General features: G+C 67.1%; 24 protein-coding genes and 3 pseudogenes. 11 read left to right on the top strand and 16 right to left on the bottom strand.

What is annotated here, in order from left to right:
• Window positions 1–68 precede the first annotated feature (68 nt).
• From M1P99_RS23610 to M1P99_RS23625, 4 genes and pseudogenes are all read left to right on the top strand, one after another.
• A complete protein-coding gene (locus M1P99_RS23610; RefSeq protein WP_304454768.1) occupies window positions 69–314 on the top strand; it encodes a hypothetical protein in 246 nt (81 codons plus the stop codon).
• Between the two features lie 150 nt (window positions 315–464).
• Complete coding sequence (locus tag M1P99_RS23615; RefSeq protein ID WP_304454769.1) at window positions 465–650, top strand: hypothetical protein; 186 nt, start codon at window positions 465–467, stop codon at window positions 648–650.
• A gap of 228 nt (window positions 651–878) precedes the next feature.
• The gene (locus M1P99_RS23620; protein ID WP_304454770.1) at window positions 879–1,121 is read left to right on the top strand and encodes a C40 family peptidase; all 243 of its coding nucleotides are present in this window, start codon (window positions 879–881) and stop codon (window positions 1,119–1,121) included.
• Between the two features lie 1,330 nt (window positions 1,122–2,451).
• Window positions 2,452–2,586 (top strand): annotated as a pseudogene (locus M1P99_RS23625) (IS5/IS1182 family transposase); the annotation flags it as partial.
• A 119-nt stretch (window positions 2,587–2,705) separates the two neighbouring features.
• Here the strand turns inward: M1P99_RS23625 and M1P99_RS23630 are convergent.
• From M1P99_RS23630 to M1P99_RS23645, 4 genes are all read right to left on the bottom strand, one after another.
• Window positions 2,706–4,055, bottom strand: coding sequence for a pentapeptide repeat-containing protein (locus tag M1P99_RS23630; RefSeq protein ID WP_304455812.1), 1,350 nt, complete (start codon window positions 4,053–4,055; stop codon window positions 2,706–2,708).
• Between the two features lie 657 nt (window positions 4,056–4,712).
• On the bottom strand, window positions 4,713–5,108 hold the full coding sequence (locus M1P99_RS23635) for a hypothetical protein (protein WP_304454771.1): 396 nt from the start codon (window positions 5,106–5,108) through the stop codon (window positions 4,713–4,715).
• A gap of 75 nt (window positions 5,109–5,183) precedes the next feature.
• Window positions 5,184–5,813, bottom strand: a complete 630-nt coding sequence (locus M1P99_RS23640) for a hypothetical protein (protein ID WP_304454772.1) — start codon at window positions 5,811–5,813, stop codon at window positions 5,184–5,186.
• A gap of 89 nt (window positions 5,814–5,902) precedes the next feature.
• A complete protein-coding gene (locus tag M1P99_RS23645) occupies window positions 5,903–6,205 on the bottom strand; it encodes a hypothetical protein (RefSeq protein ID WP_304454773.1) in 303 nt (100 codons plus the stop codon).
• Window positions 6,206–6,935: 730 nt separating this feature from the next.
• Between M1P99_RS23645 and M1P99_RS23650 the strand changes: the two genes are divergently transcribed.
• Window positions 6,936–8,243 (top strand): protein kinase, encoded by a 1,308-nt coding sequence (locus M1P99_RS23650; RefSeq protein ID WP_304454774.1) that lies wholly within the window; start codon window positions 6,936–6,938, stop codon window positions 8,241–8,243.
• Between the two features lie 148 nt (window positions 8,244–8,391).
• Here M1P99_RS23650 and M1P99_RS23655 read toward each other — a convergent pair.
• From M1P99_RS23655 to M1P99_RS23680, 6 genes and pseudogenes are all read right to left on the bottom strand, one after another.
• Window positions 8,392–9,949: pseudogene (locus M1P99_RS23655) on the bottom strand (IS3 family transposase).
• Between the two features lie 165 nt (window positions 9,950–10,114).
• Entirely contained in the window at window positions 10,115–11,854 is a 1,740-nt protein-coding gene (locus M1P99_RS23660; protein WP_304454775.1) for an ABC transporter ATP-binding protein, read from the bottom strand.
• A gap of 113 nt (window positions 11,855–11,967) precedes the next feature.
• Window positions 11,968–13,725: an ABC transporter ATP-binding protein gene (locus M1P99_RS23665; protein WP_304454776.1), complete on the bottom strand. Its 1,758-nt coding sequence runs from the start codon at window positions 13,723–13,725 to the stop codon at window positions 11,968–11,970.
• Window positions 13,726–13,875: 150 nt separating this feature from the next.
• A complete protein-coding gene (locus M1P99_RS23670; RefSeq protein ID WP_304454777.1) occupies window positions 13,876–14,001 on the bottom strand; it encodes a SapB/AmfS family lanthipeptide in 126 nt (41 codons plus the stop codon).
• Window positions 14,002–14,036: 35 nt separating this feature from the next.
• A complete protein-coding gene (lanKC, locus tag M1P99_RS23675; RefSeq protein ID WP_304454778.1) occupies window positions 14,037–16,694 on the bottom strand; it encodes a class III lanthionine synthetase LanKC in 2,658 nt (885 codons plus the stop codon).
• 1,135 nt (window positions 16,695–17,829) lie between these two features.
• A pseudogene (locus M1P99_RS23680) lies at window positions 17,830–18,112 on the bottom strand (transposase); the annotation flags it as partial.
• 126 nt (window positions 18,113–18,238) lie between these two features.
• On the opposite strand from M1P99_RS23680, the gene M1P99_RS23685 reads away from it, so the two are divergent.
• On the top strand, window positions 18,239–18,709 hold the full coding sequence (locus tag M1P99_RS23685; RefSeq protein ID WP_304454779.1) for a diadenosine tetraphosphate hydrolase: 471 nt from the start codon (window positions 18,239–18,241) through the stop codon (window positions 18,707–18,709).
• A gap of 673 nt (window positions 18,710–19,382) precedes the next feature.
• Here the strand turns inward: M1P99_RS23685 and M1P99_RS23690 are convergent.
• A complete protein-coding gene (locus M1P99_RS23690; RefSeq protein WP_304454780.1) occupies window positions 19,383–20,330 on the bottom strand; it encodes a YafY family protein in 948 nt (315 codons plus the stop codon).
• A 66-nt stretch (window positions 20,331–20,396) separates the two neighbouring features.
• On the opposite strand from M1P99_RS23690, the gene M1P99_RS23695 reads away from it, so the two are divergent.
• The gene (locus M1P99_RS23695) at window positions 20,397–20,783 is read left to right on the top strand and encodes a VOC family protein (protein WP_304454781.1); all 387 of its coding nucleotides are present in this window, start codon (window positions 20,397–20,399) and stop codon (window positions 20,781–20,783) included.
• 620 nt (window positions 20,784–21,403) lie between these two features.
• Here the strand turns inward: M1P99_RS23695 and M1P99_RS23700 are convergent.
• Together M1P99_RS23700 and M1P99_RS23705 are read right to left on the bottom strand one after the other, a co-directional pair.
• Window positions 21,404–21,772, bottom strand: a complete 369-nt coding sequence (locus M1P99_RS23700) for a replication-relaxation family protein (protein WP_304454782.1) — start codon at window positions 21,770–21,772, stop codon at window positions 21,404–21,406.
• Window positions 21,773–21,788: 16 nt separating this feature from the next.
• Window positions 21,789–22,286 carry a DUF5959 family protein gene (locus tag M1P99_RS23705; protein ID WP_304454783.1) on the bottom strand — a complete coding sequence of 166 codons (498 nt, stop codon included), beginning with the start codon at window positions 22,284–22,286 and terminating at the stop codon, window positions 21,789–21,791.
• A gap of 609 nt (window positions 22,287–22,895) precedes the next feature.
• Here M1P99_RS23705 and M1P99_RS23710 point away from each other — a divergent pair.
• On the top strand, window positions 22,896–23,105 hold the full coding sequence (locus tag M1P99_RS23710; RefSeq protein WP_304454784.1) for a hypothetical protein: 210 nt from the start codon (window positions 22,896–22,898) through the stop codon (window positions 23,103–23,105).
• Here M1P99_RS23710 and M1P99_RS23715 read toward each other — a convergent pair.
• Both M1P99_RS23715 and M1P99_RS23720 read right to left on the bottom strand, forming a co-directional pair.
• Complete coding sequence (locus M1P99_RS23715; protein ID WP_304454785.1) at window positions 23,099–23,983, bottom strand: phosphotransferase enzyme family protein; 885 nt, start codon at window positions 23,981–23,983, stop codon at window positions 23,099–23,101. The genes M1P99_RS23710 and M1P99_RS23715 overlap by 7 nt on opposite strands.
• A gap of 53 nt (window positions 23,984–24,036) precedes the next feature.
• The gene (locus M1P99_RS23720; protein WP_304454786.1) at window positions 24,037–24,345 is read right to left on the bottom strand and encodes a hypothetical protein; all 309 of its coding nucleotides are present in this window, start codon (window positions 24,343–24,345) and stop codon (window positions 24,037–24,039) included.
• Between the two features lie 12 nt (window positions 24,346–24,357).
• Here M1P99_RS23720 and M1P99_RS23725 point away from each other — a divergent pair, with 12 nt between their 5' ends.
• From M1P99_RS23725 to M1P99_RS23735, 3 genes are all read left to right on the top strand, one after another.
• Window positions 24,358–24,513, top strand: coding sequence for a hypothetical protein (locus M1P99_RS23725; RefSeq protein WP_304455853.1), 156 nt, complete (start codon window positions 24,358–24,360; stop codon window positions 24,511–24,513).
• A 224-nt stretch (window positions 24,514–24,737) separates the two neighbouring features.
• The gene (locus tag M1P99_RS23730; RefSeq protein ID WP_304454787.1) at window positions 24,738–24,842 is read left to right on the top strand and encodes a cittilin family RiPP precursor; all 105 of its coding nucleotides are present in this window, start codon (window positions 24,738–24,740) and stop codon (window positions 24,840–24,842) included.
• A gap of 74 nt (window positions 24,843–24,916) precedes the next feature.
• Entirely contained in the window at window positions 24,917–26,155 is a 1,239-nt protein-coding gene (locus M1P99_RS23735; RefSeq protein WP_304454788.1) for a cytochrome P450, read from the top strand.
• Window positions 26,156–26,217: 62 nt separating this feature from the next.
• On the opposite strand, the gene M1P99_RS23740 is transcribed toward M1P99_RS23735, so the two are convergent.
• Window positions 26,218–26,976 carry a methyltransferase domain-containing protein gene (locus tag M1P99_RS23740; protein WP_304454789.1) on the bottom strand — a complete coding sequence of 253 codons (759 nt, stop codon included), beginning with the start codon at window positions 26,974–26,976 and terminating at the stop codon, window positions 26,218–26,220.
• Window positions 26,977–26,980 lie beyond the last annotated feature (4 nt).

A 26,980-nucleotide genomic window follows, 5' to 3' on the forward strand; every position in this document is an offset into this window, starting at 1 on the left:
CTTCATGGGTTCAAGCCTTCCCAAGAATCGACACTGCACGGTAACATTTGAACCGCGAAAGCACAGACTTGGCAGAGCTCGCCGGTTCGATTCCGGCTGATGCTCTCGGAGCCGTCCTACCCTCAGTCCTGTACACAACGACGTTCGCGTTCGTGGCCGTAGCTGACCGCAAGAAGAAGCAGGGCAAGAAGAGCCGCTTTGGGCGCTTCGCTGATTGGATGGTGATGCTGGTGGAGAAGACAAACACTCTGACTGACGGCATCGAGAAGCTTCTTGGGAATGGGTTCCCTCTGCCACACTTCTTCCGGCGCTGACTCCGGCGCCCACGAAAGGCCCCTCTTCGGAGGGGCCTTCTGCGTGCGGGCAGTGGTCAAGGATTCCTTGATGGCCGCTCCCAGCTTAATTCAGTCACAGCCTTGGCCCGGGTTGCCCGCAGCAGAACCACTGCGAGGGAGCATTGAGGCATGGATCCGGTGACCAAGAAGGTGGCCTGCGAGGTGCGCAAGGGAGTCGATGACGCCCTCATGAAGAGTTGCCCGACTTGGCTGCACGAGCCTGTCTATGAGGCCCTCAGTGAACCGTTGCAGCGGCGGGGGGACTGGAATTTCGCCAACCAGATCGGCGAGGAGATCGAGCGCCGCTCCGAGTAGTCTCCCGCCCCGTTGGCGCCTTCTGCGTGTCAGAAGAAGCCGTGCCGGATTCGCTCCGTTCGTCCCCGAACTCCTCCGGGCGGTCCCACTCGATCCGCCAGCCCCGGCACAAGACAACACCGAGAAGGCCGCTCCCCTTCTGGCTCCCGAGATGGGAACGGGCGCCAGCGGCAGGCAGGGCCGGACCGCCGCCCAGTGGGATCTGGGCCAGGTCGGCAATCCGTATCTGTGGCGACAAGCAGGACCGGGGCGTTCGACTGCTCGGGGCTGGCGATGCGGACGTGGGAGGCGGCGGGTGTGCGCCTTCCCCAGGTGACCACCGACCAGGTCAACGTCGGAACCCGTGTGGCGCTCGACGAGGTGCGGCCGGGTGACCTGCTGTTCCCGGGAACGTGCCGGTCTATCCGGGCCAAGCCCGCGGACAGCGCCTACTACAGCGCTCGGTTCGTGGCGGCCGGCCGACCGGCCTGAGGGCTCTGCTGGGACGGCGTGGGCGCGGACGACCTTCCAATATGGGAGTGTCCGCGCCCACGGTGCGACGGAGCTGTGAGACCTTTTCGTCCTTCCTGAGGATTCACGGAAGTTAACCGCTCACTGGTCCGCTCAAGCAAGCCCAACTCGCAATCAAATCCAGTCGATGTGTCGAAGTGTCGGAACCAGATGAGTAGTGGCATAGAGCGCGACCGGTGCGACGTCTTCCGACTGATCGAACAGGGCGCGGAGCTGGTTCTTCGTCCGATCACCCTCCTTGGTCGGAAGGAGTTGCGCCTTCGGCCCCAGATCAGTGATGCCCAGCTCACGGACTCGTTCGACGAGTTCTCGCCCGCAGTGCATGTGCAAGCCCGCCAGCGCCGGAGCGGTCCGTTTCGGCTAGCCGTCCTCTCCTGGGCGAATCACGTGGACCGCCATCCAGGAACGGTTGCTCCGATTGGGGACTCGGTAGATTCCAGCCCGACGCCTTCCGTTGAGCAGCATGAGTGGGTGAGGAGTGCCGACGGGCACCGGATCCGGAAGGCGGGGCTTCAAGTCACGTTCACCGTTCTGCCACCGAGTGTCCCGGATGGTGATGCTGGAATGCCCCTCAACGAAGAGAGTCCAGTCCCGAACAACACCTTCCGAATCCACCTTCTTGCATGTCAATCCGCTGACCTGCATTTCTCCCGACGGAGGAGTGAGCGCGAGCTTATTATTAAGGGGGATGAGCAACAGCAGAACTCTCCTTGCCCTTGCGGGGATTCTACATCTTAACACCAGGTGGAATTCAAATAAAACCACCCTCTCATTGACCAGACAACTCGAAGCCCAAAAAATATACCACAGGACTACGCATTCACACCTGAGTTTGGTCATTCGGTTAGTGCGACACGCTGTCACCGAACCCTACTGACACGACACCGGGCGGCACCGTGCGGCCTCCAGCGGCACAGATTCTCCTGATCCGAGGGCCGCGGGTTCGAATCCTGCCGGGTGCGCGCCACAAAAAATAGCCCCAGGTCAGGCTGGGTCCACGCCCTAGCTTCAAAGGAGACGCCGCACTGTTGGGACCAAGGTGAAACCGAGATGGGCCCAAGCCCCTGTTCACGCCCGTTCCCGCCCGTGCTGACGGGTCCTCCCGGCGTCCCGCAGCGTCAGCCAGGCGATCCACTCCAGTCATCTAACGTGCTGCTCCGGCGACACAATGCGAGCCGAACCCAACACCACCTTCGACAGCCGCTCGTTGCACGGGAGTGACGGGAGGCGATCCCGGCACACAGCCTCCACCACACCCCGCACAAGGCACCACCCTGGGATGCACCGAGTGGCTGAACGCGCTAACTCGCTACTCAAGGCCACCTTCAAGGCCTAACGACGACTCAGTCTGGCCCCGTGGCGCATCGGCGCCACCACCAGTGCCGCCCTGGTACTGCTCCAACTCGAAGACGGCCGCACCACCTGACCGGCACTCACCCACGGTCACCAACCTTTGCTCGGAAGGGCTCGTTGGAGACCTTGGGGCTCGAGTGCGTTTGGTGGATGCCCAGGTCGGCCAGCGGGGTCAGGCACTACTCCGGCTTCCTAGGCCAGTGGCGGATTCTTGAACCGCACCCGCCCGGGATGGGTCCACCATCGGGGCAGCAACACTCTGCTATTGGAGACCTGCGCTACCGCTAGCAACCCCTGCGGGCAGGGACCTCTCGCAGCGCTCCGGACCATTCCATCACTTGCAAAGTCCGCGCTGCGGCTGAAAATCGCTCCCTCGAAAGTCGCTTCGCCGGGGAAGGTGACGCCAGAGAAGTCGGCGCGGCCCGTGAAGGTGGCTTCCTCAAAGGTGGCTCCGCCGGGGAAGTACGCGCTACGGCTGAAGGTCGCTCGCTTGAAGGTGGCTTCGCCGGAGAAGGTTGCTCGCTTGAAGGCGGCGCGGCGGGTGAAGGTCGCGCTCTCGAATATGGCGTTTCCCCTAAAGGTCGCGGACTGGAAAACGGCGTCGCCGGTGAAGGTCGCGCCCAAGAAGACAACGTCATCGGTGAAAATCGTGTACTGGAAGGCAGCACGGCGAGTGAAAGCCGCGTACTGGAAGTCGACGCCACCGGTAAAGGTTGTCCGAGCGAAGCCCATACGTCCTCGACACATCGCTCCCTTGAGGTCGAGCGGGTGTTCAAATGTGACGCCGGTGAAATCGTAGTCGCATTCCCGCCATGGGGTGGGTGTGCGGAGGCGGTGGCTAATGGTGCGCACGATAGTGAGACGGACCTCGCGCATGGCGGCGTGCTCGACCACCCGGTCATGGTGGTCCTGCTTCTGGTCTTCGGTACTGCCCTGAGGCAGGTCATCTGGGCCAGGGTTGCGCAGGTAGGCGCACAGCACGTCCACGCACATCTGTCGCAGTCCTGGGGTGGGAGCGTCGTCGGCCAGGTGAGCGAGGGCATGTACTCCGCCCAGGCGCACTGCCGGTTGATCCTCGCCCAGTTGGGCGACCGCGGTGGTGAAGCGTTCGGTGAACAGCCGGGTCTGCTCGCCGCTCTGGCGCTGGTAGGCAATGACGAGGAAGGCTACTCCGCCCAGGCCGGCCACAATCGCGAAGGCGCGGGTGGCGATGGCGTCCAGAGCTTTAGGGGAGACGGTGGGAGTGGTTTCCAGGCCGGGCAGGCCCAGCACCAGCCACAGGGCGGCGATGATGAGCGCGACCAGCAGGATGGCCGTCGCCCAAGCACCCAGGATGCGCCACCCCAGCCCGGCGGGCAGAAGCATCCAGTGTCTGGCCAACCACGCAGTGTGCAAGAGAACGAAGAGTGCGACGGCTGTGACTGTGGCTTGGAGAGCGGGCACCTGGCCGAGCAGGCCACGGGATCGGTCGGGCAGCATCTCCCATACAAATGGGAACAGCGGCCAAGCAACTTTACTCAAGAGAAATATGCTGTAGAGCACCAAGCCCACGAGGAGAATGCGTCTTGAGATGATTCTTAATTCTGGGCGGTCGGTAGGGCGAACGAGCCGCACAAGACCCCTGATCAAGATGGTCACGCTAGATAGTGATGCTGCTCGATCGGCACCCGATTCCTTGAGGCCAGATCTGGGTGATGTGTAGTTCTTCGGCTTCGTGGTCGTAGCCTTTCTGACCTGTCATCCCGTGCCGCATCGTTCCGCTTTCTAACGCCCCGGCCCAAAGCTGCGGAGCACGGACGAATCACGCATGCAGGAATGTGTACGATGGTTGAGGGCAAGGTTTTCTGGCTTTTCCTCCCGCGACCTTATCGTGTGTGCCACACTAGCGAATAACGGTCCCAGTTGCAGGAAATTCCGCCGTGAAAAAGGTTGGACTCGGCATGGATCTAGTGCAGGGTATCGGTGAGGATCACATGGCGGATAGAGCTGGTTGGGGGCGACGGTGTTGCTTCCACGAATTGACACCGCCCTGAGCTGCTCAGGTGTTGGCGGGCAGGAGCACCACAACAGGACCCCCTCTCCATAGAAACACGCTCGTCGATCACAGCGAGAGAGCACCCGGTTTTGCCGTATAGCGATCGCATGAGCCTTCAGATCTGCCGCGCTGCAACACATCCATGCCGAGCGGCAACCTTCCGTTCAGTGGGAGGCGTAGTAGTTGTGTACCTTCTTGACTTGGCTGGCCCAGAAGGCTTCCTTTTGGGCGCGGGAAGAATTTGGAGTCAATTCGCCAAGTTCCGATGCCAACTTGTAGAAACCCGTTCCAGCGTCGTTCGCATTCAGGTAGACGACAATCGCTGATATCATGGCTTCAACCTCTGAGCGGGTCCGCTCCACTACATCCCCGAGGAGATGCCCCATTGCCGCCCTGTCTGCGTCGCTTGAGAAATCGAAGGCACGCTGACCTGTCCGCCGCACCAGGGCGGAATTCAGTTCCGTGTAACTCGTAAGGCGCTCCAAACGAGACTGCTCTTCGAGGAACGTCACAGTCTCCTCGAGCAGATCTTCCCATTCACCCTCGGTCCTACCGTACACACGCACTCCTTCCAGGACGTCCCATATCTAGTTGTCCGTTTTCGCACTAGGTCTGTCCAATGAACACAACAGCACCTAGCTCCATTCTGCAATAGCCGCATCGACGTCATCCCATAGTGGCCCTTCGTCACCCTCGGACTCGCTTGGCACCTCCCAGCGGATCACGGTGCCCGCCATATCGTCCACATAGGACAGGTTTCCGGCACCCTGCTCGGGGATATCGAAGTACACCAGGCCAGAGCGGGCACCCTCATCAGGTAGGAACGGCTCACCGTAGAAGCCCTGCTCATGGCCAGTCCACGGCGGATCGCCGCTGTCGCTGCGACCGAGCTGCTGGCCGTCGGCTCGCCATGTGAACCCGGTGCCGTCGACCCAGCTCAGACTTTCGGAGGAAGTCAGCGCGGTAGCGTCGAACTGGACGATGACGTACACCCCGGAAGGCGCCATGTCATCCTCAGCCAGACCCTCACCGTCGTAGTAGCGGATAGCCACCGGGATGAGCTCGACCTCGGTGCCGTTGTCGCCGAGGACTGTGGCCGCCTCACCCCAGGGCAGCGGCTCAGCGGGCTCATCCGTGGCGGCGTCAGTGGGGGATCCGATCTCCTCATCTGCCAGGGAGGGGTCCTCGGGGTCGGTCTCGCCACCGCAGCCGACCAATGCGACCAGTGCCGCAGCTACGACCATGGTGAAGACCTGACGGCGCATGCACATCTCCGTTCTCGAGGGTGGTGAGGGGAGACTAGGTGCGTCCCCGCGAGTTACGGGCGAGTACGGCGGATCTGGTGCCCAATGCTTCATGAATTCGGACATCTGGGCACTGATGGGCGTCCGTTCCACCGTTGGCCCGACGCCGCCTGACCTCGGCGTAGATAAAAGGCACCCGGTCCTCGCAAGCCTCGATACGGGCGGTTGGCCTGCTGGGCATAGAAGCCCATGTGGGCCAACCCTTCCTGGAAGACCCGGCCGGGCTGACAGATGTAGGCGGCGGTGTCCAGATACTCGGGGTAGGCCTGGCTGGCGGCCACGACCACCACTTCGTCCGAGGTGACCCGGTTCTCGCCCTGACGATAGGTGGAGAACAGCGGTGTGAACGACACGGGCACAACCTCTTGGGGGTGTGGGTGGTCGCTCTTCACCATGTGACCGGAGACAGCACCTGGTTCACAAGGATCTCGCGAGGTGCCATCGGACGCCACCAGCCGCCGGTTTGTGCTCCGTTTATGCTCCGCAGTCCCGTACTGACACGACACCAAGCGGCATCACCTGGTCTCAGACGGCATGGCGGATCGGATGGGGTGGCATGAAACGGTACGTAGCGACACGCCACGGTACGTAACCAGCGAACTTCTAATCCGATGGCCGCAGGTTCGAATCCTGCCGGGTGCGCCACAAAACCCCAGGTCAGACGGGGTTCGCGAGTCGAACAGACGAGGCACGAGGCCCGTCTGGGGCCCTGAAATGCTCCATGTGTGCTCCCCAGTGCAAGGTCCAGTACAAGTGGGGCCGCACCTCGCGGAGCATTTTGCCGTCCCGTGACCCTGCGCGCCCCGGCCGGGGCGCCCCCGTGCGCGCCCACCAGCGCCTCACAACCGCCCTAACACCGGCGATCCCGGCCCCTGGGCCCGCGATACCCCAGGGGCCGGAAACGGCCGATCAACCCCAAACCTCTTACCCCAAAGGGCCTCGCGCGCCACAATCAGATGGCATGAAGCACACCACAGCAAACCAGCCCCGCCCCCCACCCACCGGTCCACCAACCCACGAGTTCTCCACCTGACACACCAGGTACCCATCACCACCCCAGCCCTCCCCTGGCAGAAAGCCCCCGTGGAACCCCTTCACCCCACCGACCCCCCACACATCGGCGAATTCAAGCTGACCGCGCGTCTGGGTACCGGCGGCATGGGCCAGGTCTACCTCGCCCGCACCACCTCCGGACGCCAGCTCGTCGTCAAGGCCATCCGCCCCGAACTCGCTTCCGAAACCGGCTTCCGCGCCCGCTTCGCCCGCGAGGCCGAGGCCGCCCGCCGCGTCGGCGGTTTCCACACCGCCCAGATCGTGGATGCCGACCCTCACGCCGACGCACCCTGGATCGCCACCGCCTACATCTCCGGCCCCACGTTGACAGAGACTGTCCGCGAGGGCGGGCCCATCACCCCACCCGCCCTGCACGTCCTGGCCACCGGCCTGGCCGAAGGACTCAAGGCCATCCACGGCTGCGACCTAGTGCATCGCGACCTCAAACCCGGCAACATCATCCTGGCCCACGACGGCCCCCGCATCATCGACTTCGGTATCGCCCGCCCCCTGGACGCCGACAGCATGACCACGCACGGCGCCGTCTTCGGCACCCTGCCCTACATGTCCCCCGAGCAGACCGACGGCTCCCGCGTCGGCCCGGCCTCAGACCTGTTCTCCCTGGGCACCGTGCTGGCCTACGCCGCCACCGGTGCCAACCCCTTCAACGGCGCCACGATGGCCGAGACCCTGCGCCGCCTGATCAGCCCACCACCCGACCCCGGCGACATCGACCCGGTCACCCGGGACCTGATCACCGCCTGTTGGAACCACGACCCCACCCAGCGCCCCACCCCGGACCAGATCCTGGCCCGCTTCACCGACCACGACCTCCACGACTCCTGGCCACCACACAGCAGCCGCCCACCGAAGGCACACCCCGCCCCACTCACGCAACCAGAACCCCCGGCCCCTGCCGCACCGGACCCGCCAGCCCCAGCAAAGCCCCCGTCACTGCCACAAGCCGCCCCCCGCTCCGGAACCGAACCGGCCGCCGCCCCGCAACCGACCAGAGTCCAGTCACCACCGCCCGCACCCGCACCCGCGCCTGTCCCACGGCCCGCCCCCACACGGAAAGACCCCCGCAGGCAGAAACCGCAGCGGAAGAGGTGGCCGTACTACACCAGCGCAGTGGTAGCCATCGCGCTGGTCTCCGCCCTGCTGTGGCCGGTATCAGACCCACGCCCTAAAGCCACTTTCACCGGACACAACACACGCCCTGAAGCCACTTTCACCGGACACAACAGCGGCGTGTGGGAGGTGGCGTTCAGCCCCGACGGCAACCTCCTTGCCACCGGAAGCTACGACAGCACCGCACGCCTATGGAGGGTCGATTGACCACGAATCCAGCAGACCTTTGATCCGATGGGGTAGCGCCCTCGGGCACAAGGAAACCCCAGACCAAAGCGGGTGAACATCCCGCGCGACCTGGGGCCTGTAGGGCCATGCGGCTCCTGGTGTGCTCGCCGGACCGGCTACACCACCGCTACCGGCTCACGGGTTTGAGCAGGGCCGCCGTCGCCTCCGCCACCGCCCGGGCCACCTCCGGGAACACCGTCTGATACGTGTCCTGAGTGAAATGCGTCGTGGCGTGGCCGAGCTCGCCGGAGACCACCTTCACATCCGCCCCCGCCGCCAACGCGAGAGAGGCAGCCCCGTGACGGAGCCCGTGCAGATGGATCGGCGACAGCCCCACCGCCCTCACCACCCGGTTGAACCAGCGGGTCACCTCCCCCGGATGCCACCCCGACCCGTCCTTACGGGTGAACACCAGCCCCGAGTCCACCCACCCCCGGCCCGCCGCGAGTCGGGCCTCATTCTGGAACCTCCTCCAGGACCGCAACCCCCGCACCGTGTCCTTGTCCAGCGTGATCGTGCGCTGGCCGGCCGCGCTCTTCGGAGTAGTCGTCACCGTCTTCCAACCCAACGTGACCACCTGGGTGCGGATATCGGCCTCCCCGTCACCCAGGCGGGTGTTCGCCCACCGCTTCAAGCCCTTTCCCTCCAACGTCTCGCGCTTGAGGCTGGCGTTGAACGACTCCGCGGCGGCATTGTCCGCTGAAGAGCCCACGGCCCCCATCGACTGGACCACCCCCAACCGGCCACACACCCGGGCAAAGGCGGCCGAGGTGTACTGATCGGAGTGAAAAAGGGCCCCGGCCACACACCCGCGCTCGGCCCGGGCCGCCTCCAAGGCGTCCGCCACCAGTTCGGTGCGCATGTGGTCGGCGATGGACCAACCCACCAGACGGCGCGAGTACAGGTCGATGACGGTGGCCAGGTAGAGGAACCGGCCGCCCTCCACGGGCAGGTAGGTGATGTCGCCGACGTAGCGGCTGTTGGGGCGCTCGGCGGTGAAGTCGCGTCCGACCAGGTCAGGTACCGGCTGATCGGAGGGCTCGCACGCGGTGGTGCGCACCTTCGTGCGCGGGTGCAGCTCTTCGATCCCGGCCGCTCTCATCAGCCGTTCCACTCGTTCGTGGTTGACGTCATGTCCTTGTTCTCGCAGTTCGGCGGTGATCCGCGGCTCCCCGTAGGCCGGGTCCTGGTCGTGGATCCGGCGGATCGCCGCGGTCAGCTCCGCATCACGCGCGGCCCGCTCGGCACGTGCGGCCCCGCCCTTCTTCCAGGCGTAGAAGCCCGACCGGGACAGGCCAAGCACCGCGCACAGCTGCTTGACGCCGTAGGTTCCGGAGCGGTCGTCGACGAAACCGAAGCGGCTCACAGTTTCATCTCTCCGGCGGCATAGGCGGCTGCCTTGCGCAGGATCTCGCGTTCGGTGGTGAGCTCGGCGACCTGGGCGCGTAGCCGCTCGTTCTCCTGTTTCAGGCTCTCCGGGCGGCCGGGGAGGTGCTGGGGCGGGAGCGGGTGGGCGCGGTGGTGCCTGTTGAGCGTGCGTCGTCGTCTTTGCGGATCCAGTTGCGCAGGGTCTCGCGGTTGATGCCGAGTTCCTCGGCGATGTGAGCGATCGTCACGCCGGGACGGGACCGGTACAGGGCGATGGCGTCGGCCTTGAACTCGGGCGGGTAGACCTTCATGACCATGGGGTGGATTCCTCCTCGTGTTACCAGTGTCGGAGATGTCCACTACTCGGGGGGAACGTCCCTCTTCCTTCCCGGGACATCCTCCGTCGGCTACGGTGCTGCCCGCCCCGGGCCGGAAAGATCAACCGTGCCGTACTCGTCCTTCAACTCTGAGAGCGCGCGCTCTCAGTTGGACGAGTTCCAATGCCCCGACAGGTCCCGGTAGAGCGGGGAGCCTCGCAGCAGGGACTCATGCGTGCCGAACACCGTGTCCGCGCCGTCCAAGAGGAGGATCCTGTCGGCCCGCAGCGCCGACGACAGCCGGTGCGCGATGACGATCAGTGTCGTGCCCGGCCGATTCGCCAACGCCTCCTCCGCGTGTGCCTCTGCGTCCGGGTCCAGATGACAGGTCGACTCGTCCAGGATGAGCAGTGGTGCCGGGGACACGTACGCCCGGCCCAGGCATAGCGCCTGCCGCTCCCCCGCGGAGAGGGTCCCGGGGTCCACATCGGCCTCCAGGCCACCGAGGCGGTCCACCAGCGGCCCGAGGCGCAGCGCCTCCACCGCACGGGCGATGCGGTCGTCCCCGGCGCCGGGCTCCAACTGGGCGAGGTTCTCCCGGACCGATCCGGCGAAGACGTAGCCCTCTTGGGGGAGGAGAACCCGCATCCGGGCCAGATCCCGGGGGGAACGCCCGTTCACCGCCCAGCCCGCCAGCCGCACGTCGCCCTCGTCCGGGGCGTGGAGTCCGGACAGCGCGTGTGCCAGCGTCGACTTGCCGATCCCGCTCGGGCCGACGACCGCGATGTGCTCCCCGGTCTCGACCGAGAGTTCGAACCCCTCCACCAGGGGTCGCGTTCCCTCTCCGTAGGACACCCGTACCTCGCGGCACCACACCGCCGGTGCCGCCACTGGACCGGGGAGGGCACACGCCCCGTGGCCACCGGCCTCCGCGGCCGGTAGGTCTTCCTCGACTGCGCCGTCCCCCTCCCCGGGCACAAACCGGTCGAGGACCACCACGAGGCGGCTGCCCGCAGCGCCCACGGCGGTCATCATCGTCTGGAGCGCCGGCAGCAGGGACTGCACGAGGTAGGCCAGAGCGCCCATGAGCGCTCCTGTGGTGACTCCCTGGTCGCGCAGCCACGGTGTAGCGACGAGCAGCAGGATGACGGGGAGCTGCCCAGCCACGCCGAGTGCCAGGGTCCTCACGGCCGTCCACCGGGCCAGGGACCGCGTCGACGCCGCGGCCTCGTCGATCAGGGTCCTGGCCCCGCCGACCGCGGCGTCCGCAGTCCCGCAGGCCACCAGGTCGCGCAGCTCGCCCCGCAGGCTCCGCGCACGGTCGGTGAACGCCTCGTCGGCGTCGAGGAACCGCCTTTGCGCTGCCGCCATGGGAACGAGTGTGAGGAGGAAGAGCACCAGCCCGAGCAGCATGGGCGGTACGACGACCAGCAGCAGCTCGGGAGCAAGGGTGAGCATCCCCGCGAGCGCTCCCACCGCGGTGAACAGGAAGGACCGTACCGTCAGGACCAGTCCGGCGAAGCTGTCCCGTGCGATCTCCGTCTGCTGGGTGAGCCGTGAGACCGAGGCTCGCTCGGCCCCCGCTGCCCGTGCGGGATCGGCCACGGCTCGGCGCAGGGCCTGCTCGACCGCGCGCCTGACCAGCCCGTCCCGCAGCGGTTCCACCAGTCCGGCGAGCTGACCGAACACACCGCGCAGAGCGGGTCCGGCCAAGAAGATGGAGCCTGCGGCGACGGCCAGCCACACCAGGCCAGCGGTGGGCCGCCCCGCCATGAACCCCTGGTCCAGGGCGCGCGCCAGGCAGATCCCGACGAGGAACGTCTGCGCGGACTCCACGAGCGACCACGCGCCCAGGCGCAGCAGCGTACGCCTGTGACGCCACAGGAAGGGCCAGGCATGCGGCATCAGTCCGTGCAGCGTGCGCCGGCGGCGGCCGGCCCCCCGCCGCGGCTTGGGGCCGCTGGGTGTCGGGCTGGTGCGTCCGGACCGCTGTGGGCGCCGGGCGGCCGTCCCGGGCTTCATTTCCTCCCCCGGCCGGCGGCGGCGTCGGCGTGTCCGAAGGCTGCCCGGTAGTCGGGGTCCCGCCACAGCTCGGCGTGTGTGCGTACGGCCCGGACACGGCCGTCGTCCAGCCACACCACGAGGTCCGCGCGTGCAGCGGTCGAGAGCCGGTGGGCGATGAGGACGCGGGTGCCAGGACGGACCTCATGCGCCAGCGCCCGGTCCACTCGCCGTTCGGTCGCCGTGTCGAGACTTGAGGTGGCGTCGTCCAGGATCATCAGCCGTCCCGCGTGGGCAAACGCCCGCGCCAGTCCCAGCCGTTGCAGCTCCCCGCCGGAGAGAGGCGCCTCGTCCAGCGGTGTGTCGTACCCCCCGGGAAGCGCCCGGACGAAGTCGTCGGCTCCGGCCGCCCGTGCGGCCAACCGTACGCCTTCGGCAGAGGCGGTCTCGGCGCCCGACGCGATCGCGTCCCCGACGGTGGCGCCCTGGAGCGAGGGCCGCTCGAACGCGTACCCGACCTCCCGGCGAAGCACGTCGTCCGCCACGGCGTCGAGTGGTACACCGTCCAAGAGGACCTCGCCCTCGTCGGGGGCGGCGAGCCGTCCGGCGACGGCCGCAAGCGTCGACTTGCCGGAGCCGGAACGTCCAACGACGGCCACCGTCCGGCCGCCGGGCACGCGCAGGTCGACGCCGCGCAGCACCCACACGCCGTCGAGATTCACCCCGACGCCGCGCAGCTCCAGCGTTCCGGGGCCGCCGGGGGGAAGTTCCGTCCGTCCGTGGGCCAGGGAGGGGACTGTGAGGAGCGCGCCCACCCGGCGGGCCGCCGTCCTACCGCGGACCAGTGCTCCGAGCGGACCGGCCACCGACCCCAGTCCTGCGGCCAGCGCTGCGTACCGGGATACCGCCAACAGGTCTCCGACGCTGATCCTCCCGTCCGCCAGGCCGAATCCGCCGACGGCGAGCACGGCGGTGATGAGCAAGGGCATGAGTACTCCGCTGCGCGCCATCGCGGAGCCGTGCACCGACCACATTCGCCTCCCCTCGGTTCCGAGCTCCCCCAAGGGCAGCAGAACGCGGGCGCGTTCCTCGTCCACCGTCCCGGCGGCAGCGATGGCCCGCGCGCCGCCCAGGGCGTCCGTCAGCCGCGTCGCGATCAGGGACTGCACCCGCTGGTACCTGGAGACGCTGTCGGAGGAGTCGCGGGCGAACGACCACAGCAGCAGACCCAGGACCGGCAGTCCCAGGAGGAAGGCTGCTCCGATCCACGGGTCGATCACGAACAGGGCGACCAGGGCTCCAGTGGGAGCGAGCACCGCCGCGACGATCTGGGCCGCACCGGCCGGGGCGGCCCCGGCCTCGGTGGCGTTCACCGAGAGCCGGGTCGCCACGTCGCCGGGGGAGAACCGGTTCACGGCGTGGGGCGCGGCGGCCATCAGCCGCCGGACCGCCCGCAGTCGCAGCCAGGCGGTGGACCGTGCGCCGACCGTGCCCGCCAGGAGCGCGACGGCCGCCTCCAGCGCTACCTGGGCGGCGGTCAGGGCCACGGCCGCCGCGAGCATGCGTGCGGCCTCCGCGTCGCCCTGCAAGAGCAGGTCGAGGGTGAGGCCGAGCACGGCGGGCAAGGCGAGCGAAGCGGCCGCAGCCGCGGCGGCGCACAGCACGATTCCCGCAGTACGCGTGGCGCTCACCCGGGTCACGCGGGCGAGCAGGGCGTCCGCGGACCGTGCGGCGCCGTTGTCGGTCGCACCGTCACGAGGGCGGGTGGTCACCATCCGGTCGCCTTCCTGCATGGCTCGTGGCGGAGCCCGGCGGCGCCCAGGGGCGCCGCCGGGCCGAAAGGGGTCCGTGCACCGGACCCGACACCGTGGGGTCGGCCTGCGACCCCACGGCCCGGTTGCGCCGCGCTCATCCGCGGCGCGCGCCTAGCAGGTGGTGACGCTCAGGCTGCTGTCACCGCACAGAAGGAGGCTGGCGGTACTGGTACCCGCGACCTCGCCGTGCGCCTCTTCCTTGGCGGTCTCCAGGGACTGCAGGTCGAGCAGAGTCATGGCTGATATCCTTTCGTTAGGTGTTTTCTTCTCTTCTATTCATTTGTTCCGGACCATGGCAGTGGCCGGTTCTGGGTCCGCAGCAGCGGAGGAAGGAAGGGCAGTTGGGCGGGCTGTTCGCTCTGTGCCGCGGTGAGCGCGAGCAGACACCCCGCAGTGCCCGTGGAAAGATCCATGGAGAGCCGCATCATCTGTTCTCCCGGGAAGGCCAGGTGGTCCTGGTAGCGCATGGCGTACCGGGACAGGGCGTCGATCTGGCGACGCACCTCGGCGGGCCCGGTACCTGGTCCGGGGGTGTTCGTCCGGCTCAGGTACAGGATCATGCCGGCCAACCCCCGGAAGAGGCCGGGCTGGGCGTAGAAGCTGGATCGCGCGGCCCCGACGATCTCAGGCCGGGCCAGCTCGAACGCCTCGTCTGAACGGTGCTCCAGGTAGTCGTCGAGCACGATCCCCACCCCGACGCTGCCCGCACCGAGGTAGGGCATGGTCCGCCACCCCTCGTCCACCTGGAGTGTGCCGAAAGCGCTGGTGGTGCAGCGGTCGAGGTCGGTCCGGAGTGCCCGCTGTGCCAGATCGAGCAGGGCGGTGTCACCGTTGTGCTCGTACAGGCGCAGGCAGAGCAGGGCCACACCCGCGCCCCCGTGGAGCAGCCCGGCGCGACGGCGCTCGGGCGGGACGTCCAACAATCCGTGTGCGGCCAGTTCCGCGCAGCGGAGCGCGCCCGAGCGCAGCTCCTCCTCCCCGGTGTCGGTGGCCAGGGAGTCCAGGGCCAAGCCGATTCCGGCCGTCCCGCTGTGCAGTCCAGGGCCGAGCCCCTCCCACGACTGTGCCAGGACCAGTTCGGCCAGTGCCAGGGACGGCTCCTCGTGGTCGAGGCGGCGCAGGGTCCAGGCCAGCCCCGAGAGGCCGTCGAAGAAGCCCAGCGGCGTTCCTGACGCGGGCTCCTTACTGTGCCGCAGCAGCCATTCCTCGGCATCGGAGCACCGTGCGGCGCCGCTCTCGGCGAGGGCGTAGAGCACCCCGGCGGCGCCGTAGCCGAAGGAGAGCCCGCCGCCCGCCGTCGTGAACTGGGCGATGTCGCCGGGAAAGTAGCGGTCGTCCCTTTCGGGGGTGGCCGAGGCGAGGATGGCTCGGACCATCGAGTCCCGACTGCGCGGCCAGTCCCCCGGTTCAGCAGGCGGGTAGGGCTCGTACGCCCCGGTGACGGCCGGGCGAGTCTCCTCCGAGGAGGTTCCCGTCCCCGGTCCGCGGTCCGGCTCGCGCATGATCTCCGCGACTCCGGCCTCCAGGAACTCCCTGGCTTCGGGGAAGACGCGTGCGGCTTCCGCGGCCAGGTGCCGGACCTTGCTCCGGTCCATGGCCAGCACACTGGTCAAGGGCAGGAAGAGGGCGATGCGCAGGCAGGCCAGCGCGTACTGGTCCACATCGAACCCACGATGACCGTGCGGGGCGACGAACCCCGGGTTGGCGACCGTCTGTCGGCTGCCCTCCTCGACGTCTCGGGCGGCCTCGAAGTCGAGCAGTACCACCGAGGACTCGTCATCGGACACCATGATGTTGAACAGGTGCAGGTCGTTGAAGACGATGCCGCGATCGTGCACCGCGCCGACGGCCTCCTCCACCAAGCCGTGCAGGCGCATCGCCCATCGCCCGTACTCCCTCAGCGTCTCCGGTGCGGGATCGGCCTCGACCAGGGGGTGGCGGTGGGCGAAGAAGGAGTTCAACGGCTTGCCCTGGACGTACTCCATCACCAGGAAGTGGTGGTCGCCGAGGGTGAAGGAGTCCTTGACCTCGGGGGTGCAGTCCAGTCCGGAGAGGCGTTCCAGGGCGGTGCGCTCCTGTTCGAGGCGGCGTACCGCGTCGGCTCCGTCGGCGGCCAGGCCGGCGTGCGGCCGGGCCTCCTTGAGCACGACGGGCTCCCCGGTGGCACGGTCCCTGCCCGCGTAGACGCCGCCGCCGTTGGAGAAGTGCAGGGCGCGTTCGATGTCGTACGGCAGCCCGGTGACGTCGACGGCACCGCGCGCCTCCAGATGAGGACGGAGAAATTCGGGGGTTGTCACCCAGTCCGGTGTGTGGAAGGCCGGACCGCGCCGGTCGGGCACGAGCACGCCATCGGCGTTCTCCAACGCGGGTACTGGCTCGCCGTGATCGTCGTAGCAGTGCCGTCTGGTGAAACTCCCGTAGCGTAGGTAGACCGGGCCCGCGTTCCAGCGCACGTCGCTGAGGACGTAAGGCCCGCGTTCGCCACCCACGAGTGCGTCCAGACCGGCGGCGACCGACGCGCACTCGTCCTCGCCCGGGTAGACGGTGATGAACTTCCCGCTGCCCCCTCGATCGGCGTACTTGGCGTTCCGGTTGTGCAACAGGTACCGGGTGGGGATGAACTTGAACGAGACGCCCCGTGCCACACAGTAGTCCCAGACTCGGGCCAGGACCGATTCCGCGTTGTCAAGGCAAGCGGAGACGTGGATCTTCCATCCCTGGTCCGGAAGGCGGTGCTCGACGGGGCGCAGTGCCAGCCAGTCGCCGGCGCGGTGGCTCTGCCACCCTTCGGGAGCCGGCCGCTCGGCCGCCTCGAAGACCTGGCCGCGTTCGCCGACCGCCTCGGAGGTGCCGGAACCCGACCAGAGGCGGTGGGGCGAGTCGTAGAAGTAGCGGTCGGCGTCGCAGAACACACCGTACCCCTTGATCATACGAACTCCCTCGCCCATCTTCTCGGTCAGTGGCATTCCAGATGGTGACATAGGGGTTATCTCGGCGTCCATACCTTTGCGCGTACTTTTTGGGTCCTTTCCTGCTCACGATTGACTCGTGGCGCGGGTCCACGAGTGCCACCATCAGCGCCCCCCGAACGCGTTTAACGCTTCAACCAGCAGATTCAACCAGAGTGCGCTCCCTGCGACGGAAGCGGGACCTCTTCACTGCATGCTGAATCGATGGGCGCCAACTTTTTTGGTGCGCCGATCGATGGCAAGTCAGGGCGAGGCGAACGTCCTGACCTGGTGTTTGTTCGCTTGTTTACGTTTTGTCGATGATCTACGGATTAAGGAGTTTTGAGAGGCTTGCAACGGGTGAGAATAGGGAGGTTATCGCAGTTCAAAGGCGTACGGCGCTCTGACCAGGAGGTCTCCGGGGAGGTTGGGACAGTGAAACTCCTGACCTCGGATCATTCCCGAACGCCTGCCGTTGAGAACGCCACATGCTCAGCGGCATCCGGCGCGATATCACCACCCAGTGGACCAGCGGATGAGTGCATCCCTTTCCCCGCCGAGGCGGCATGTCGCGTCGGGCTCATGACTGCGCCCACCTCCTCGTCCAGTACGAGGTGAAGCGTTCGTCCTGAGATCCAGACCATGCTTTCCGAAGCTACGGTAGAGACTGGTTCGAGGCAGGTGTGAAAACTGCATACCGGCTGCCTGGGCGCCCCACGGGAACGTTTTTGCCGCGTCAACGCTGACTCATGGACCCATGGAGGAGGGACAATGAGATTCGATGAGGTGGTCGTCTGTAAAGGATGGTGGAGAGCGGATCGGGTGAGGCCCCGCGGCAGGACCGACCGCCTTTGGACTGGGCGCAGGCGCGACCGCATCACCTTCGCAGCCCGTCCACGCTCCGGTGGGCCCGGTTGGCCAGGAACGTCTTCACGGGCGAACGGCGCGTCCCCACGGGGTCCGGCTCGTGCGCGTACTTGGGCGGGTGGACCACCCCGGCCATCCCCTGCGCCCTGCTCCTCCTGGAGCCGCCTGCCGTGTGCTGGGAGTGGATGTCCCATATCAGCACCGCAGGCACCTGGACTTGGTCGTGGACTGGGTCGATCAGGGCAGGCGAGTCGCGCTCGCCCTCGGCGCTCACCCCGAGCACGACGTAGATCGGCCGGTTGGCGACCTGGCCATCGCGGATCTTGACGTTGATCGCGCGTCCACGAACAACACGGGGCAGACCTGGCCCAGGGGCCGGTTCTGCCACTCGGCCATGCGCTCCGTCGCGCCATCGGTGATGGCCGAGACGGTCTGCTCGGACACGCTGGCCCGGTAGACCTCGGTCAGGGGGCGCGGATCTCGCCGTGGGTGAGTCGGCGGGCCGACAACGACAACACGATGCCGTTGACGCCCTTCGGAGGCTTCCAGGTTCGCACGAGTGACGGGAGGCGATCCCGGCACACACCACAGCCTCCACCGCACTCGTCACCAGACACCGCGCTACGCATCCTGATTAGCAGTGCGCCAAGATGCAGATCATGAACTACGACTGGCGGAACGACCGGATCGGTAGTGCCCTCCAGGGAGAGAACCCCACAGTGCTCCGGAGGCTGGACACAGGGTTCGCGGTGATCGGGGACGTTCAGTTCCTGCCGGGATACTCGGTGCTCTTGGTGGATGACCCAGGGGTACAGCGGTTGTCAGAGCTGTCCATGAGCAGGCGGTTGGCGTTCCTGTCCGGCATGGACAGGCTGGGGGAAGCCGTTGAACGCGCCTGCAAGCAGCGGGACCCCGCCTTCCTGCGGGTCAACCTGGAGATTCTCGGAAATACCGATCCCTACCTGCACGCGCATGTGTGGCCACGGTTCGCCTGGGAGCCGGCCGATCTCGTGGGTAGGCCTGTATGGCTGTACCCGCGTGAGCGTTGGAGCGATGAGCACTCTGCACTCGGCCCGCAACATGACAACTTGCGTGAGGCGATCGGCGAAGAACTGGACCGGCTCGTCTGACCACCCGTAGAGGTGATGTCATGCCTGAGGGCCCGCCTCATTGTGCGTGGCCTGCGCTTGCGACTCCCGCCGTGCCCGATGGTGCACCCGAGCACCGGTCGCACAGCGAGGACCTTGCGAGGCGCCATCGGACGATGCCAACGACCCGTTCGTGCTCCGCAGTTATGGACCCGAACAACACCGGGCGGCATCGCGCGACCCCAGACGACATCGTAGATCGGATGGGGTGACACGAAACGGTATGTAGCGACACGTGACGGTACGTAACCAGGGCACTTCTATCCGATGGCCGCAGGTTCGAATCCTGCCGGGTGCGCCACAAAACCCCAGTTCAGACGGGGTTCGCGAGTCGAACAGGCGAAGCGGGAGGCCCGTCTGGGGCCCTGAAATGCTCCGTGTGTGCTCCTCAGTGCAAGGTCAGTGCAGGTGGGCGAGGACCTCGCGGAGCATTGTGCCATCCCGTGACCCTGGCGGGGTGCCCCAGGTCCGCCCGCCAGCCGCATACAGTCGTTTCAGCCGAGACCCTACCCCACAGACCCCGGGCGTTCCCGCACGTGAGGAGTCCGAGGCCGTATCCCCGCACCACGGCAGACCCGGCACGACGGCCTGATCACGGTTCGAGTCAGAGACGGATTGAGCCCGGGGACACGGCATCGTGAAAGACCTACCAAGGTCATCTGTTGGCTTCGAGCAGTGCGCGGGTTCGGCGAAGCAGTGCCTCACGCACAGCGTCGGTGGAGAGCACCCGAAGAGGGGTACCGAGGCCGAGTAGGTAGTCGGCGAGCTGTTCCACGTCGTTGCCACCGATCTCGACCACCGTGGCATCGGGACCGTCGGGAGCGTGCGCGCCGACCGTGGGCGGGACCACGGCCAGGGCCCGGTCCATGGGAAGCGGGAGCCGGACCGTCGCATACACCGGGTACACGACGCTCGCGATGCTCCGGGAGACCAGTGACGCGGCGTCTGGCGGATCGACCAGTTCAGTCGGCTCTGCGGTGGTCCGCGTCCCTGTCACACGGTCGGCCCGGAAGGTACGCCACTCGTCCCGACCGACGTCGCGGGCGACGAAGTACCAACGAAGGCCCGTGTGGACGAGGCGGTACGGATCGACGTGCCGGATGGTCAAACGCCCCATGCGGTCCCGGTAGGACAGTTCGGTTCGCATCCCGGCGCGGCATGCCGTCGCCAGCTCCAACAGTCTGTGCGGGCTGATCTGCGGCTCCTCGGACCGCGGGGTGTGTGCCAGGGTGGCGTCGAGTTCGCCCAGCCGGCCGGCCAGCCGTCTCGGCAGGGACTGTCGGAGCTTCAGAAGGGCTGACAGTGCGGCTTGGTCGACGCCCAGGGCCCCGCTGAGCGCGGCCGAACGCAAACCAATGGCCACGGCGAGCGCTTCCTCGTCATCCAGGACCAGCGGCGGCAATCGGGTGCCGGGGCTGAGGCGGTAGCCGCCCCAGGGTCCCGGATCAGACTCGATGCCATAGCCCAGGTCCCGCAGCCGGGCGATGTCACGCCGGACCGTCCGGTCGGTGACCGCCATGTGCTCGGCCAATTCGCGGCAGGTCCAGACCGGTCGTGTGGACAAGAGCGACACCAGGCGCAGCAGTCGAGAAGTGGTACCCATCACAGCCATCCAGTGTGGTGTAGGACCAGGACAATACCTGTCCGGGTCGTCTCCTACTGTCCCACCATGAGCACAGGAAACACCTCCCTCGCGATCCGATTCCTTTCCGTTGACTTCGATTGCCCGGACCCGGCCGAGGTCGCCCGCTTCTATAGCGACGCCCTCGACCTGCCCGTGCTGTTTTCCAGCGACGACTTCGTTCTGCTCGGCCGCGCGGACGCCCCCGGGCTGGGATTCGTCCGGCAGGCCGACTACCGACCCCCGTCCTGGCCCGACCCCACCCACCAGAAACAGGCGCACATCGAACTGAGCGTCAACGATCTGGACGCCGCGCAGGACCGGATGCTGGCCCTGGGTGCTGTGATGGCCCCGTTCCAGCCGCAGCCCGATGTGTGGCGGGTGCTGCTGGACCCGGCGGGCCATCCCTTCTGCCTCTCCACGCACGGAGTCTGACACCAGGGGCCCTTTGAAGAGAGGCCGACGAGGCGCGACACCGCCACTACTCTCTCACTCGCGCATGAGGCAGCTTCGCAACGGCCACGAAAAAACGACGCCCGAGAATATAATGCGCACTGCAGTCCCTCTCGCCTATCTGCGCGATCTTGACCACACCACACACTCCACAGAACGCCAATATACGATCATGGCTAAGAAGGATGATGTGATGAACAGGATGGACGGGAGGGGCGGGCGAATGCGGAATACAGGAGCTTAGCAGGAGAGGTGTACGGGGGCGTTCACGCCCCCGTACCGCCCGGGCACCGCTCGCCCTACGTGAAGGTGACTACCCACTTGGGTATACAGCCGGGGCGGCCGGCGGGCCACCCCGAAGCCCGGACGGCCTGCACTGATACTGCTGCCAGGTGTGGTCCACCCATGGCCGGACCACCACGGACACCCGACCGGAGCACTTTCCGGACCAGTATCAGGACCACCCAACGGACCACGGGTTCACTGCCCCATCACGGCGCCCACGACCACGAGGGCATTCCCCTCCGAGGCAGCCTCCCACCTCTTATTCGCCATTCCCTCTTACCCACATCATTCTTCCGAGCAGCCCCGACCCGGAGCATTTAGGAGTGAACCCTGATCACCCCCACCGTGCCGGTGCAGTCTCCGGTGAGTGTGCGGGCTGCGTTGCCGTCGCGCTGGTCGGAATGGAACAACACCAACACGATCGAAGGCAGGCCGCTCTCCCGGGCCAGGCGCGCGTACCCGGGCATCTCCCGCTGGAGCTGGGTGAGGCTCTCGCTGCCGGTGTCGTACTCCACGAACGGGTCCATCGCCACATCGCCCTGTTTCCAGCGGACATAGGCGTCGGGGCGGATATGCCGTCCCCACCTGCTCTCGCACTCGCGTTCTCCGTACCACTTCCGCAGGCGGGCACCGGCCTCTCTTACGTGTCGGCACAGCCCAAGCAATGCGAGGTGGTACCGGAACACCTGGACCCGCGACAACTCACGGCTCGACGACGTTGCGGACGCGTTCGAGCCTCAACCGGTTCTCCTCCACCCAGTCGGAGGTGTCATCGATCGGCATACACACCGTGATCTGCGTTGACGGCGAATCATGCACGGTCACCTCAACTGGGTCGTCGGGCACCACCTCCAGCCAAGCGGTCCGACCACCCGCAGGCCACTCGACCCGTTCCTCCGCTTGGAGGGCATCCAGGCAACGCTCCCAGTCCTCCAGTTCCCCGACCGACACCACCAGATTGACCCGACCATGGACAAAGTCGCTCTCCAGCACGATGGAGGCGGAGAAGTACCGCACCTCCCCTCCGGTCGAAGGACCACCGCACTCCACTTCAAAGGCAACGCTCTGCCCCGGATCCGCGAACCGGAAGAGTTCCAACGTCTGCGCTTCGTCTGCCACGGCCGCCTCGTGTGCTTGATGGACCAGGTCGCCCCTGATCTTCTCGCACAGCACCACAGCGTCAATCGCGACCTCCAACACCTGCCGCTGTCATCGGTGGCTGGCCCAGACGATGATGAGAGCAATTCGAGGAGCTTCTAGTCCGATGGCAGCAGGAGTCACCGGCCTGGGTGAGGAGCCATAGGAACCCGAACCAAAACCGTAGTTACCGTACCCACCACTCGTGAACCGGTAGTAGTCATTGATGACCTTCGCCTCGAGCCCGAGCCGCCTGACGCCACCATCAGTCCGTCAGGATCCGTCAAATCCGCCGGACTGTTGTTGGCGTAGGCGTACCCGTGCATCTGCTAGGAATCAGCCAGGTTCATCAACGGGTCCACGGACACGAACCGGCCCAGGTCCGAGTCATAGGAACGCGCACCCAACGGGGTCAGCCCGGTGCTCGCATCTATGGTGCCGTCCACGAACCCACGCTTGCCGGCCACTCACCGGTCGTCGAGCGGGTCTGTCCGAAAACCGTCATCCCGCGTTGGGTCACATCCCCCCACGCCGCGTCGACACTGATCTGGCCGGTGCCGTGGTGGTCGGTGAACATCTGGTGCAAACTACCGTCGTTCTCGTGCACCGCCACGGTCTCACCCGCGTGGGTGTAGTAGCGGGTGGCATCCTCGGTGCCAGCGGCCGAATCCCATGTCACCTCCGGCCGCCCTGGGCCAGGGGGAGGTGGAGGAGGCCAGCCACATCGGCGAGCAGGCGATCCTTCACGTGCGGCGGACGTCATCGGCCCGCTGTGTCGGGTTCCTGGACGACTTCGCGAAACAGCTTCTGCCCTGCCGGGATCAGCCGCAGGCCGCGCGGTTCCTGCGCCAGGCCCGCCCGGTGGTGGCCGGCGTTCAGTAGGGCCGCCAGGACCTGGGGCGTTCGGGATCGGCCAGGTCGGTGATGCGCTGTTCGATCTCGGTGTCGATCTCGGGGCTCTCGCCGGTCTTCTGCGCGAGCCAGGTGGTCATGCGTAGTTCCCGGACCGCCTTGTAGAGCGGATAGCCGTTCCAGGCGGTGACGTCGAACCCGTAGGCGGTGCAGAAGTCGGCGTACTCGGCGTCGGTGTGCCAGCCCAGGTCCCGATACAGGGCGGTCAGGACCAGGTCCCACTCCGGTGGGCCCCAGCAGATGCCGTCCAGGTCGAAGAGCACGGTTCCGTGCTCGGTGGCCAGGACGTTGCCGATGTTGGCGTCGCCGTGGATGACGTGGCGGCCGAGCACCGGTTCGACGGGGTCGACGTGGTGGGCGAGGTCCCGGTGCACTCGCCGGAGCGTGTCCCGTTGGGGCTCGCTGAGCCGAGCGGTGTCGATCCGTTCGCCGATCCGGTCGAACGGGTCCAGCTCCGGGAGGTGCAGCGTGGGCGGCGGTGTGAGGTGGTGCAGGGCGCGCAGCAGGACCGCCAGCTCTTTGGGAACCGTCCATTGTCCGTCGACCGCTTCCCAGAACGTGACCGCGGTGTCCTCGGCCAGGACGGGTTGGTCACCGAGGAGAGGCTCACTGACCGGGATTCCTTGGTCGGCGAGCCAGCGGGCCGCACGGACCTCCCGGTCCGCTTCCTCCCTACGCTCGGCGGAGCGTTCGACACGGGCGATCACTCGGCCGTTGCCGAGTCGGAACACGGCGCGTTCTCCGGCGCGGATCAGCTCAGGCTCTTGGGGCGAGGTGATGCCCAGGATGTCTGCGGCTGTGTGGACGGCACGGGTCCCGCGCCCCACGAAGTTCTCTGTGTGAACCACGCGCCCCAGCCTACGCCGGGGCACGGGCCCCGCTTTCGTGAGCGTTAGGTGGGTCATCCTGCGGTGAGGAGGCTGCTCATACGTTGGACGCGGTCGGTCTGGGGGAAGGTGAGCCAGTCCCATTCGCCTTCCTCCGCGCCGATCCAGGAGGCGAGGCAGCGGCGGAAGAACTGCGCGGGCGCTCCGGCGGCGGTGCCGATCCAGTGCTGTGCGGGAGCGCCGAGAGCGAGGTAGGAGCGGTGCTGGTCTCCGACCAGGTGGCGGGCGGCATCGATCCAGTCGGGACACGGTCGCGGGGCACCGGGATTGGCGTGCACGCCCCGGCCAAGCGCCCTGTGAGCGAAGGCGAAGGGGCTCTTCACACAGGAATCCGGATGTGCGACGCGCTGTTGCGGCATGCTCGCGCGCTCGGCGAGCGCACTGCCGCCGAGCTCAAGGAGCGCTGGAAGGTGTTGGAGCATGCCACCACGCTCTGCCCGAACCGGATCGGAGGCATCGCCCGCGTGGCTCGTGCCGTCAACGGGAAGTGAAAATGATTCTCGTTGAGAGAATCCGAGTGACTACTAACTACTACGTCTGCTGAAAGTGCAGGCTTTGACGTTCTGAGGGCAAACTAGTGATGTAACTCCCTTCCCGCGGAGCCAGACTTTAGTCACCGGGTATCCACGTGAACCTCACTCGGGCACTACTTTCCCTTACGCGTAGGGCTTGCGTAGCGTTCACTGCGATCTCCGGAACCGTTGGGGAACCGGAATTGACTGGAAGGAAGCAACCAATGAAGAGAGCCGCCTACCGCATCGCCGCCAAACTGCGCATCATCGACGGCGCCCGGCTGACCCGCCCCTACATCTACTACTAGGAATTCGAAGACTCCGCAGTTCTACCGGCCCGTGCCGCCCCCTCGGGGCACGGGCCCCGCCCGGAACGGACCCGATGACGGCCATGACCTCCGCACCACCGGGGCCCCACGGTGGGCGCGGCACCTCCAACGTCGCCGACTTCGCGCTCGACCCGCTCGCCTTCCTCTCCCGCGCGGCCCGCGAGTTCGGCGACGTCGTTTCCCTCACCCCCTCGAACGTGCTCCTGGTCCACCCCGACGACATCCGCCGGGTGCTGGTGGACTGCGGCGAGAACGTCGTCAAGATCAGTGCGGGTGTCCGGCGCGGGCCCACGGGCTTCCCCCTCGCCATGATGAACAGTGAGGGTCTGGACTGGGAACGCAAACGCGCTCGGCTCCGTCCCGCCTTCCGCAGCGAGCGCTTGGAACACCTGGAACGCGTGGCGCGTGAGGGCGTCGCTCACACCGTTGACACCTGGCGTGACGGCCAGACCATCGACGTACACCGGGAGATGTCAGGGTTGGCCATGCGGATCGGGGCCACACACATCGCCGGGCGCGAACTCGGCGAACGGGGCGAGACACTGGCCGCCGCCGTGGCGGCCATCATGCGGCTGACCTCGTCTCCGCGTCTTTCGAGGTGGTTGCCGACCCGCGTCAACCGGGAACTCAGGCAGTCCCTGCGGACCCTGGACGAGACCCTCGCGGCGCTGATCCGCGACCACCGGCCCACGGGTTCCGACACGGCGCTGGACCGTCTTCTGTCCGATGACCCGCCCTTCGAGGAAGTCAGAGACGAGCTCGCCACTCTCCTGATGTCGGGGTACGAGACCACGGCCGACGCCCTGACATGGCTCTTCTTCGCTCTGGGAGGGCACAGTGAGGCCGACGGCCGGATGGCGGACGACGGCTACGCCCTCGCGGCGGCCAAGGAGTCGATGCGCCTGTACCCGCCCGCGTGGGTGATCAGCCGCGAGACCGTGCGCCCCTTCGAGGCAGGTGGCTACACGCTCCCCCCTGGCACGGTCCTGGGTCTGAGCCAGTGGGTCACCCACCGCGACGAGCGGTGGTTCCCGGACCCTGAGGAGTTCCGGCCCGAGCGGTGGTTCGGGCGCGGCCCGACCCCCCGCCACGCCTACTTCCCCTTCGGAGCCGGCCCGAGGGGTTGTGTGGGCGCGTCGATGGCTCTGCGCGAGACAGAGGTCATCGCCAGGGAACTGCGCGCGCGGGTGCGACTGGAACTGGTCGACTCGCAGGCCGTCCGGCCGCACCCGGCACTGGCGCTTCAGCCTCGCGGGGTGCGGGCGGTCGTGCGCAGGGAACACCTGGTGTGAAAGCGCTGCCAGGTCAGGGCGGTCGCTCCCAGGAATCGGCCCTGCCTGACGGCTCCACCGGGTCAGGGCCGGATGGCGCTGACCACGAAGAAGGGAACGGCAGCGAAGAGCCTCCCAGTGCGGGCGCGCTCGCACTGGTCTTCGGACCAGGAGGCTGCTTGTTCCGCTGAGACTGCATCGGCTTCCTCCGCCGCCTCAGCCAGCGCCATGAGCATGGGCAGGACCTCCTCGTCCGTGAGCACGAGCACGCTCCCCTCCACCTCGATGCCGGTGAACCCCGCGTCGAGCAGCAGCGCCCGCTGGTGCCGGGGCGCGCGTGCGTCGGGCATCCGATCGGCGTAGGACTGCAGGATGGAGCGGGTGACCCCGGAGTCGGCGGCGTCCACCATGTAGGCGTCCCAATCCTGTCCGACCAGGACGATACGGCCTCCGGGTGCCAGGACCCGGCGTGCCTCGGCCAAGGCTCTCCCGGGGTCGTCCAGGGAGTGGTAGACCTTTTCTGCCCGATAGCCCTGAGCGGAAGCGTCCGCAAGCGGGAGTTCGTAGGCGTCGCCCAGGCGGAGATCCGCGTCGGGGAGACGCGAACGCGCGGCGTCGAGCATCCGCTGGTCGAGATCGACCCCCACCACGTGCGGCCCTTCGGCGGCGATCTCGGCCACGGCCCGTCCGCCGCCGCAGCCAACGTCCACGACCATGTCCTCCGGTCCGCAGCGCAGCAGTTCTCGGACCCGCGCGCGAAGATCTCGGGCGAAGGGGGTGAGGTCGAAGCGGTCCAGTCGGGCGAGGAGTCGGTCCGTGTCGTAACGCTGGGGAGTCTGCATAGGG

This window comes from Nocardiopsis sp. YSL2 (genome assembly GCF_030555055.1).
GTDB lineage: Bacteria > Actinomycetota > Actinomycetes > Streptosporangiales > Streptosporangiaceae > Nocardiopsis.